This window comes from Nitrospira sp. ND1, from assembly GCF_900170025.1.
Lineage (GTDB): Bacteria > Nitrospirota > Nitrospiria > Nitrospirales > Nitrospiraceae > Nitrospira_A.
The window spans coordinates 110401-121952 of record NZ_FWEX01000005.1 but is presented as its reverse complement, the minus strand read 5'-3'; the positions used below and the strand labels follow the sequence as shown (position 1 = coordinate 121952).

General features: G+C 62.8%; 3 protein-coding genes. 1 reads left to right on the top strand and 2 read right to left on the bottom strand.

Annotated elements, in window-relative coordinates; translation table 11 throughout:
• The first annotated feature begins 2 nt into the window (after positions 1-2).
• On the top strand, positions 3-7181 hold the full coding sequence (locus NSND_RS00750; protein ID WP_080877152.1) for a non-ribosomal peptide synthetase: 7179 nt from the start codon (positions 3-5) through the stop codon (positions 7179-7181).
• Positions 7182-7325: 144 nt separating this feature from the next.
• On the opposite strand, the gene NSND_RS00745 is transcribed toward NSND_RS00750, so the two are convergent.
• Positions 7326-10442 carry an efflux RND transporter permease subunit gene (locus NSND_RS00745; protein WP_080877151.1) on the bottom strand — a complete coding sequence of 1039 codons (3117 nt, stop codon included), beginning with the start codon at positions 10440-10442 and terminating at the stop codon, positions 7326-7328.
• Between the two features lie 22 nt (positions 10443-10464).
• Positions 10465-11544, bottom strand: a complete 1080-nt coding sequence (locus tag NSND_RS00740) for an efflux RND transporter periplasmic adaptor subunit (protein ID WP_080877150.1) — start codon at positions 11542-11544, stop codon at positions 10465-10467.
• Between the last annotated feature and the right edge of the window lie 8 nt (positions 11545-11552).

Below are 11552 nucleotides of genomic sequence, written 5' to 3'. Positions count from 1 at the left end.
GCATGCATCAGGACATTGAGATTGAAGGGCTCCGGCTCTCGCCGCACCAGAAGCGACTCTGGTTGTGGCAGTCACGCGGTCATGTCGGGCAGGCGCGAGCTTTGTTCAGGCTGGACGGTGTCTTTGACGATGAGGCGGTGCAGAAGGCGCTGCGTCACGCGATCGCCCGCCACGAGAGTCTTCGCACGACGTTCTATCGGGAATCCGGCATGAAGGTTCCCTTCCAGGTGATCAACGAGGAGAGCGACGTTCTCTGGCGACGGGTCGACCTTCGTCATCTGCCTGACGAGGGCGAACGCGAACAGGCTGCCGGTGAAGCGGCGCGTCGAACGGACGACCGGGATTGGGAGGCGAGGCCGTTGGTACGGGCCACCCTGTGCCGATTGACGGACGACCACGCGCGGTTGGTTCTCGACCTGCCCGGTCTCTGCGCCGACACCTGGTCCCTGTCGAATCTGGCGGCAGAACTGAGTCAGTTGTTGGATGGAGTGAGCGCCGACTGGAAGGATGAGCGGCCTGTTCAGTATGGACAATTTTCCGAGTGGCATTATGAGCTGCTGGATGGAGAAGAGGCGAAACAAGGACAGGCCTGGTGGGCTCGACGAAGACCAACCGGTGACCACGCCGTGCCGTTGCCCTTCGAACAGGCGGGCCGTCCGGAAGGCCGGCAGGCCGCGGCTCGCCCGGTCCATCGTATCTGCTCGTCTACGGAGACGGAGCGATTGCGGGGCGCTGCCGCCGCGGCGCAGGTTTCCCTACCGGTCCTTCTGTATGCCTGTTGGTCGGCGCTTCTTTATCGGCTGACGGGCCGTCGCGACCTGGTCTGCTGGTGGCGAGCCGATGGGCGCCCCTATGAGGAGTTGCAGGGAGGCATCGGGTTGTTCGAGCGCTGGTTGCCGCTGCACCTTCGAATCGAGGGGAATATGGCGCTGCGGGACCTGTTGTCCTTGGCTGCGCAGGAGCAGGGGCAAGCGGAGGATTGGCAACACTATTACCCGGCGGAACAGGACGATGAGGACGCGGCGGCTGTGCGGGAGGGGATCGGATTCGAATATGGTCGTCGAGCGAAGCCCAGCCGGACGGCCGCCGGCGTCATCACACTCGCCGAGAGCACATTCTGCGCGGAGCCGTTCAAATTCAGGCTAGCCTGTCTTGAAGACGAGGCGGATCTCGCATTGACCTGGCATATCGACGGGGAACGCATCCCCTCCCAGATGGTCCAGTCCCTGGCCGATCGTTATGTGGAGTTGTTGCGCGCCATTGCAGGCCGTCTCGCGACGGCGATCGACGACTTGGACATCGTAGGGACTCGGGAGCGGACCAGGCTGACGCGAGAGTTGAACCAGACGGCCAGACCGCTAGGCCCTTCTTTTCCGATGCACCGTTTAATCGAAGCGCAGGCAGCGCGGCGGCCGTCATCTCCCGCCCTCGTCGCCGGTGAGCGACGGTTGTCCTACGACGACCTGAACCGGCAGGCGAACCAGGTGGCGCATGGGCTGAGGCGGCGCGGCCTGCAACCCGGCGACCGGGTCGGCCTCTGTCTCGATCGGTCTGCCGACATGATCGTCGCCATGTTGGGGGTGCTGAAGGCCGGTGCAGCCTATGTGCCGATCGATCCGGCGCATGCGGCTGTGCGGCTCGCGCCGCAAATGGCGCAAAGCGGCGCCAGGCTTCTCGTGACGCAGAGTGTATCCGAGCAGGCCCGGCCGCTCTTCGACGGCGTGATCTTGGACGTCGGCGAGGCTGTTGCGAACGAGCCTGACGGCAATCTCAATCTGGCGCGTTCGCCGGACGACCTGGCTTACGTTATCTACACGTCCGGCTCGACCGGTCAGCCCAAGGGTGTTGCCGTCTCCCATCGTAACCTCGCCAACTACACCTTGGCCATATTGCGACAGCTGGATCTTCGGGAACCCTTGCAGTTTGCCACCGTCTCCACCTTGAGCGCCGATTTGGGACATACGGCGATTTTTCCCGCCCTGACCTCCGGCGGTTGTCTCCATGTCATCAACTACGAGACCGCGACGGATGGTCGGTTGTTCGCCTCCTATCTCTCGGAGCATCCCATCGACGTGTTGAAAATCGTGCCGTCGCATTTCAAGGCCCTCGTGGCCACTGCCGACGGGCAGGCCTTGTGGCCACGAAAGTTTCTCCTGTTCGGCGGTGAAGCGCTGTCGTGGGACTTGGTCGAGCAGGTGCGGCGGCAAGCGGCCTGCATCGTCATCAACCATTATGGCCCGACAGAGACCACCGTCGGCGCCTTGACCACGGTCGTGAGCGACAACGAGCATGCGCCTCTCGCCCGCACGGTACCCATCGGCCGTCCCATCGACAACCTCGAAGCCTACATCCTGGACGCACGGCAGGAGCCGGTGCCCGTCGGCGCAGCGGGAGAGCTGTATCTGGGCGGTGCGGGTGTCGCGCGCGGCTACTGGGAGCAACCGGATCGCACGGCCGAACGGTTCCTGCCCAACCCCCATGCGTTGCAACCCGGCGCACGCCTGTACCGAACCGGCGACCTCGCGAGACGTTTGCCGGACGGCTCGATCGAATTCCTGGGGCGGGTGGACCACCAGGTCAAGATCCGCGGGTTTCGGATCGAACTCGGCGAAATCGAATCGGTGCTGCGACAGCATCCTGCGGTACAGGATGCCGTGGTGACGGCACGGGAGGACGGGAATGCGGAGCTGTATCTGGCTGCATACCTCGTGGCGCGGGGGGCGGAGCCGGACAGGCAGGCGATCCAGGACTTTCTCCGCTCGCACCTGCCGGACTACATGGTTCCGACGGCGGTGAGCTCTCTGCCGGCGTTGCCGTTGACGGCAAACGGCAAGGTCGATCGGCGCGCCCTACCGGAGCCGGACCGCGAGGGGAGCGAAACGATACGGTTCGTGGCTCCCGGAACGGCCACGGAAGAGATCCTGGCCGCCATCTGGAGTGAGGTGTTGAAACGAGAGGGGATCGGCATCCATGACAATTTCTTCGACTTGGGCGGCCATTCGCTCCTGGCCACGCAGGTCATGTCGCGGCTGCGGCAGGCGTTTCGCGTGGATCTGCCTCTGCGGACCGTCTTTGAGGCGCCCAACATCGCGCAATTAGCCCGGGTGATCGACGCGGCCAAGGGGATCGCGGGGGGCGACCAACCGCCTCCCATGCAGCCCCGGCCGCGAACCGGTTCGCTCCCGCTTTCCTTCGCACAAGAACGCTTGTGGGTGCTGGCGCAGTTGGATCCGGAGGGCGTGGCCTACAACATTCCCATCGCCTTGCGCGTCACCGGACCGCTCGATGTCGCAGCCCTGGAACGGAGTTTCAACGAAGTCGTCCGGCGCCATGAATCGTTGCGTACGACGTTTCAAAGTCTCAATGGAGTGCCGGTGCAGGTGGTCGCTTCCTCTCTGACGCTGACCGTGACGGTGATCGACCTGCAACATCTTCCTGTCGAAGCGCGTGACCAGGCTGCCGTCAGGTTGGCCGGCGTCGAGTCTCAGCGTCCATTCGATCTCCGATACGGGCCGCTCCTGCGGGTCAGTCTCATCCGCCTCCAGCCGAACGAACAGGTGTTGTTGCTCACGTTGCACCATATCGTGTCGGACGCCTGGTCCGCCCATGTGCTGGTGAAGGAAGTGACGGCGCTCTACGACGCCTTTGCGGCCGGGCGGGCCTCGTCACTGTCCGACCTGCTTCTGCAGTATGGAGATTTTTCCCAGTGGCAACGTGCCTGGTTGAGCGGGACCGTCCTCAAGCGGGAGTTGGAGTTTTGGCGGACATCGCTGGGTGGCGATCTGCCGGTCATGGAATTGCCGACTGACAGGCCCAGACCTGCCCTGCAAACATCGCGAGGCGCGATGGCGAGCGTCACCATCCCGGCGGAGCTTTCGGTGAAAGTTTCGGCGTTGAGCCGCAAAATGGGCGCCACGTTGTATATGACGCTGTTGAGCGCCTTCTTCATCCTGTTGGCCCGCATGACAGGACAGACCGACCTCATCGTCGGGACGCCCATCGCCAACCGGACCAGGAAGGAAACCGAAGGCCTCATCGGGTTCTTCGTCAACACGCTGGCGATACGAACCAAGGTGTTCGGACATTCCAGCATGGCCGACGTGCTGGCCAACGTGCGTGAAGCCTGTCTGGACGCCTACGCCCATCAAGACATGCCGTTCGAAAAGCTCGTGGATGCATTGCAACCGAAGCGCGATGTCAGCCGGTCGCCGGTCTTTCAGGTGATGTTCGACCTGCAGAACGCCCCAGTCTCAGAATTGAACATCCAGGGCTTGGAGTTTCAGCCGATCGAGATCGATACCACGACTGCCAAGTTTGACCTATCGATGACGGTTCAGGATCAAGACGGCCGGCTGCTCGTCGCGATGGAATACAACAGCGACCTCTTCGTGGCGTCGACTATCGAACGCCTGTTGGACCGCTATCAGCAGGTGTTGGCAGGAATGACGGGGGACATGCGAATCGGAGTAGGCTCGATCCATCTGCTGAGCGCGCAGGAGCGACAAGCGGTGCTGACGGTGAACCGGACGCATGCGTCGAGTGGTCCGTCGCAGTCCCTGCCGGCGCTCATCGAACGTCGGGCGGCGCAGACGCCGGATGCGCCGGCCCTGGTGTTGCAAGACCATGTGGTGTCCTATCGGGACCTGAACGACAAGAGTAACCGCCTGGCGCGATGGCTTCGCAGTCGAGGCGTGGAGTCGGAACGGCGGGTCGGGATTTGTCTGGAGCGTTCGTTCGACATGGTCGTTGCCTTACTCGGGATCATGAAGGCGGGCGGTGCCTATGTGCCGATCGATCCGACGTACCCGGCCGGGCGGCAACACACTCTGGCAGTCGATGCGGGCGTGGATCTGGTCCTCACGCAAGGGACCGCCACGCCTGACCCCGATACATTCCCTGTTCCGGTATTGTCGCTCGACCGACTGAATGCAGAGTTGGAAACACTGAGCGGGGAGAACCTCGACAGGCCGATTTCGGCGGACCAAGCCGCCTATGTGATCTACACATCCGGCTCGACCGGCAAACCGAAAGGCGTCGTGGTCTCCCATGGAGCCCTGTCTCAGCATATCCTTGCTGCTGGGGCTGCCTATGAGTTCGTCCCGTCGGACCGGGTGCTGCAATTCGCGGCCGTCAGCTTTGACGTGGCCTCAGAAGAATTGTGGACGACCTTGATCTCGGGGGCTGCAGTGGTGCTGCAACCCTGTCGTCTCTTCGATTCCATCCCGGCATTCCTGGACTTTCTCGATCGCCGGCACGTCACGGTCGCAGGGTTACCGGCCTCTTACTGGCACCAGTGGGTGGACGCGTTCGAGCAAGCCGATTGCTCCGTGCCCTCACGTGTGCGCCTGCTGATCGTGGGGAACGAGCCGGTGGCATCATCGGATCTGAATCGATGGCGACGACAGGTCGGCAGGAATGTACGGTGGTTGAATGCCTATGGTCCGACGGAAACGATCATTACCGCGAGCCTGTATGAGCCTCCGCTGTCAGTGGAAGAATTTGCCCTTCATACGGTTCCGATCGGAAGGCCGTTGCCGGGCCGGTCGATGTACGTCCTCGACCGGCACCTCGAGCCGGTGCCGTTTGACGTGCCCGGCGAAGTGTATATCGGGGGCGAGACGCTGGGCCGCGGCTATCTCGACGATCCGGAACGGACCGCCGGCCTGTTCATTCCCGACCCCTTCGGGGGACGGCCCGGCGCAAGACTGTACAGGACGGGAGATCGAGCATTGGTCAGGAGCGACGGCACCATCGAATTCCATGGCCGTTTTGACGATCAAGTCAAACTGCGCGGGTTCCGTATCGAACCGGGGGAGATCGAAGAGCGGTTGCGCCGGCACCCGGATGTGCGAGACGGTCTCGTCGTTCCACGGGAAGATGCCGAGGGACGGACCAGGCTTGTGGCCTATGTCGTGGTTCGAGAGGACGCACAGTTCGACGAGCCGGACCTCCGTCGCTGGCTCGCCTCGACCCTGCCGGATTATATGCTCCCTTTCCTGATCCTCCCGCTGACCGAGCTGCCGCGGACACCGGGTGGCAAGGTGGATCGAGGGGCCTTACCTGCGCCGGACTGGTCGGGCGTCAGCCGGCAATCGTATGTGGCTCCAGCAACGCCGTTGCAGCGCCAGTTGGCCGTGATGTGGAGCGAGGTGCTGGCTGTCGGCCGGATCGGCCTCCATGATAATTTTTTCGATTTAGGCGGACATTCCCTTCTCGCCGTCCAGCTGATCGCCCGCATCCAGAAAGTCGTCGATCGACCGCTGGCCTTGATGGAGTTGTTCCAGTTTCCCACGCTGGCGACTTTGGCTGAGCACCTCGAAGGGGAGCGTCGTGACACCTCGCCGGAGATCCTCGTGCTGCGCAAAGGACGCAACGCGCCGCCGCTGTTTTGCTTTGACCCGACCGGCACGCATGTTCAGGCCTACCGCCCGCTCGCGCTCTCGATGGCGGATGAACGTCCCGTCTATGGATTGTCGTTGAGCCATCTCTTCACCATGCGTTGGCAGGATGTCTCCATTCACCAGCTCGCCGAACAACAGGCCCGGCTGATTCGTGAGCGTCAACGGCAGGGACCTTATCATCTCCTGGGCTGGTCGAACGGCGGGGTCCTTGCCTTGGCGGTGGCGCGACTGCTGGAGCAGGGCGGGGACTCGGTCGCGTTTCTCGGTCTGTTGGACACGCAACCGGACCAGGCCGTCTATGCGGCCGGTGACGCAACGCCTGTCGAGGAGTTGATGACCTATATACGGCGGGACCGGAGGGGCGACTTCGAGTCGATCCCTCAGCACGAACGAGAGGCGCTCCAGCAGCATCTGGCGTCACTGGCGGACGACAACCGCCTGGAGTACGCCATCCAATGGGCGAGGGAACGAAACTTTCTTTCCGATGAGGAAGCTGAGGCCTCGATCGGCTCTTTGAAGCTCGGTTATGCCCTGGCGAGGGAGGCTGCACGATTCGTGACCGTGACCCGCTTCAATCCGATTCAGGCGCCGATCCACGTCTGGTGGACGACGAGCACCTTGGCGAAACACGGCAAGGGCCCGGTCGACTGGTCGGCCCATACAACGGGTCTCGTGTCGGTGGATACGGTGGTCGGAGATCACGTGGACGCCGTCTACAGCATCCACGCACACCAGCGGATCGGGGACAAGCTCGCCGGCATTCGCGCGCCGTCGGCATAACGAACACCGACGGCTCTGTCTCGAAGCGGGTTTCCTGCCGTTCTTGCGGCCATTAAGCCGGAAGACTCTTTGACCCTCCGTCTTCCCGAACTTTCACGATTTTATCCTGAAGACATCAGTCCGGCCCTGCAGTGGCCGTCGCTGTCAGCCTTGTGAAGGCGAGTGACGCGGCAGGACTTCCGAGAATGGCTCAGGCACCGCTGCGGACTGTCGGACCGGAGCAGTCCTGGCAAAAAGGAGGTAGACCACCGGCACCAGGAAGAGGGTGAGGAGCGTTGAGAGGACGAGCCCGTTGATCACGACCAGGCCGATGTGCCAGCGCCCGGCTGCGCCGGCGCCCGTCGCCAGCGCCAGGGGCAGCGCGGCCAGAATGGTGGACAATGTCGTCATGACGATGGGCCGCAGGCGCAACACGGCGGCCTCGACGATGGCAGCGCGCGGAGATTTGCCTTCCTGGCACAGCCGGTTGGCAAATTCGACAATGAGGATGGCGTTTTTGGTGACGAGGCCGATCAGGATCATCAACCCGATCTCACTATAGATGTTCAAGGTGCCGCGGAACAGCAGCAGCGCCAACAGCGCGCCGGCCAGCGCCGGGGGAACCGAGACGAGGACGGTGATCGGGTGGCGGAAGCTTTCGAACTGCGCGGCCAGGATGAGGTAGACGACGAGCAGGGCCAGGAGAAACGTGAGATGCAGATTGCCCGACGACTCCTTGAGCTCTTTCGTCTCTCCCGCATAACTGATGGTTGCGCCGGGAGGCAGGTGCTTGCGGATCGTCTGTTCGAGTGATTCGATGGACCGGCTGAGCGTCGAATCGGCCCCCACTCCCGCGCTGATCGTGACGGCCCTCAGTTTTTCGTAATGGTTCAGCTGTTTCGGGGCCACGGTTTCCCGCAGCGTGACGAGATTGCTCAAGGGAATCAAATCCCCCTGGGTCCCACGGACGTGCAGTCGGTCGATATCCGATCGAGTGCCGCGTTGATGGGGCCGCGTTTGCATGATGACGGGATACTCTTTGCCTTCGCGCATGAACAGGGAGGCCTTTCTCCCGCCGAGGAACACTTCCAACGTCCTGCCGATCGTCTCGATCGGAATGCCCAGGTCCGCGGCCTTGTCGCGGTTGATCTCCACCCGGAGTTCCGGTTTGTTCAAATCCAAATCGCTCTCGACATTGACCACCTCCTGGTTTCCGGTGAGGTCATGCCGGATCTGTGTCACGATCTTGTCCAACACCTCGTACGAGGGGCCGCGAATAACCAACTGCACCGGCGTTTTGCTGTCCTCCTGATTGAACGGGGGCGGATTGAGAGCAAAGACCGTGGCGCCGGGGATGGCGGAGAGGGCAGGTTGCACGTCATCGACGATTTCCTGCTGGACGCGGTTGCGATCGGACCAATCCTTGAGCGTCACCCAGGTCACGGCCCGGTTCACCAGGGTCGGCCTCCAGCCTCGCGCGACCACCGTATAGTAGGAGTCCATTTCGGGAATGCGTGCCGTGGCGTTCTCGGTTTCCCTGGCGTAACGGTCGGTGTAGTCGAGAGTAGAGCCTTCCGGCGCACTGACGTGGACGGCAAACCATCCGGTATCTTCAAGTGGTGCCAGTTCGCTGGGGAGACCCCACATGAGGGCGGCGCTGACGATCAGTGACAGGACGGCTCCACCTAGGATGATCGCGGGCCTTTCCAAGGCGACTTTCAGGGCGAGGCGATAGCGTTGAGTGAGCCAGCGGAGCCAAGCCGAAGGATCCAGTGCGGAGCCTCGGGACGGCGAGGCGGTTCCCGCAGTCTTTCCGAGCAACCGCGCGCACATGGCGGGGGTGAGAGTGAGGGCGATGAACCCGGACAGGAGCACCGAGCCGGCGACGGCGATGCCCAGTTCGGCAAACAGGCGACCGACGATACCGGGCAGAAAAATGATCGGAAAGAAGACCGCCGCAAGCGTCAGGGTTGTTGAGATGACCGCAAACCCGATTTCCCGGCTGCCTTCGATCGCGGCTTGTGTCGGGCTCAACCCCCGTTCAATGCGGCGGTAGACGTTTTCCACCACGACGATGGCGTCGTCTACTACCAGTCCGATGGCCAGCACGAATCCCAACAGGGTGATCGTATTGATCGAGCTGCCGGTCATCTGCATGATCACGAAGGTACCCAGGATGGAGCCTGGAATGGCGACGGCGGGGATGAGTGTGGCGCGGGCGCTGCGCAGGAACAGGAACACTACCAGCACGACGAGCAGCACGGACAGGCCGACGGCCTCGTACACTTCGTGCAGCGACCGCTCGATGTAGATCGAGCTGTCGAACGCCGTGACGAGCTGCATCCCTTCCGGAAGCAACGCCTCCATGGCCGGGATGGTGCGCTTGACGGCGCGTGCCGCTTCGAGCGTATTCGCCTTCGACTGTTTCATGATGCCGAGGCCGATGGCGGGTTTGCCGTTCACGCGCACGAGTTTGCGATCGTCTTCCGGGCCGATCTCCGCGGCACCCACGTCCTGCAGCCGGACCGGATAGCCGTCCCGATAGGCCAGAATCAGTTGATTGAACTGCGCCGCTTTCTCCAGGCCTCCACCCATGCGCACACTGAACTCCCGCTGGGTGCTTTCGATCCGGCCGGTGGGCATGGAGACGTTTTGTGTCCGGAGCGCGTCTTCGACGTCCTGCACGGTGAGGAGCCGCGAGGCGAGTCGGTCGGGATCCAGCCAGATCCGCATCGCATACCGGCGGCCTCCGTCGAGCATGACGCTGGAGACGCCGGGCAGGGGCGCGAGTCGATCCTTCAGCTGGCGTTCGGCAAAGTCCGTCATTTCCAGCTCGGTGTGGCGGTCGCTGATCAGCGCCAGCCACATGATGCCGTCTGAGTCGCTGTCCTCCTTCATCACCAAGGGCGCTTCGATGCCCTGCGGAAGCAGGTATTGAACTCTCGTCACGCGGTCGCGCACGTCGTTGGCCGCCGCATCCAGGTTGCGCATCAACGAGAATTCGAGACCGATCGTGGACAGTCCCTCACGACTGGTCGAGCGCAACGTCCGGAGCCCTTCCACGCCGCTGAGGGCATCCTCCAGCACCGAGGTGATATCCGTTTCCACCAATTGGGCATCCGCGCTCGGATACACGGTCATGACCGAGACAATGGGGAAGGTGGTGTCGGGATACTCGCGGACCGGCAAGCGGGAATAGGAGAGCAGGCCGAAGAGCATCAGCAGGAGCGTCGCAACGGCGGCGAGGACGGGTCGCTCAATGGAGAGGGCGGAGAGTCTCATGGGGAGGTCCGATGGGTTGTCGTTAGTGAGGCGACGAGGATAGGGCCAGAATGGAATCGCCGTTCTGCAGCTTGTGGTGGCCGACCCGGACCACCGTATCCTGTTCCGTGAGTCCGTCCAGCACTTGCACGAAGCCCCTGGAGCGGGTGCCCAGCGTGACCTCTCGCTGTTGGGCGGTTCCGTCTTGGGCGAGGTAGACGTAGGCCTTGTCCTGTTTCGGCATGACGGCCTCTTCTGGAATCAGCAGCGCCCGCTCTTCCTGTCCGAACGTGAGGAGCACTTGCGCGAACATGCCGGGTCTGAGCCGCAGCTGTGGATTCGGAATTCTCGCCCGCACCTGCACGGACCTCGTGCTCGGGTCGACCTGAGGATCGATCACGTAGACCGTGCCATGGAACGTGTTCCCCGGATAGGCGTCCGTGGTCAGTTCGAGGGACTGACCCGGCGCCAGATGGCGCAGCATGGTTTCCGGCACCTTGAAATCGATCTTCAAGGTGTCGAGATCTTCCAGGTTCACGAGATCCCGGCCGGCACCGACGAAGTCGCCGGGGGAGACGCGCCGGATGCCGGTGACGCCGGTGAAGGGGACCCGAATTTTCGTCTTGGCCAGTCTGGTCACATAAAGCGCGTGGTTGGCTTGAGAGACTTGCAGCGCGCCGGCCACTTCATCGAGTTGCTGTTTCGTCACGTACCGCTTTCCGTCGAGGTCGAGTCGTTTGAGCCGTTCGTAGGTGAGTCGGCTGACTTTGAGTTGCGCCGCGGCTTGAGCCAGTTGCGCCTGGAGTTCCGAATCGTCCATTTCGATGAGCAGCTGGTCTTTCTCCACCGCCTGACCTTCTTGAAACCAGACCTGACGGATTCGCCCCGCGATCTCCGGACGGATCATAATGCTCTCATTGGCCCGCAAGGAGCCGACGGCTTTGATCGTGTGCCGGATCGCCTCGGTGGTGACCGGGGCGAGCACGACGGCCGTCCCTGCCGGCACGGTTCCCGTCACTTCCGAGGCAGGAACCGGAGTCAGCACGGTCCACTTCACGGCGAGCATCGCGGAGAGTGCGAGCAGCGTGAAGATAACGAGGTAGGTGGTACGACGGAGCGTCATGAGCGGTG

Excerpts from the sequence above, each read along its gene's own strand:
- NSND_RS00750 (WP_080877152.1), top strand. The coding sequence starts at position 3 with ATGCATCAGGACATTGAGATTGAAGGGCTCCGGCTCTCGCCGCACCAG.
- NSND_RS00745 (WP_080877151.1), bottom strand. The coding sequence starts at position 10,442 with ATGAGACTCTCCGCCCTCTCCATTGAGCGACCCGTCCTCGCCGCCGTT.
- NSND_RS00740 (WP_080877150.1), bottom strand. The coding sequence starts at position 11,544 with ATGACGCTCCGTCGTACCACCTACCTCGTTATCTTCACGCTGCTCGCA.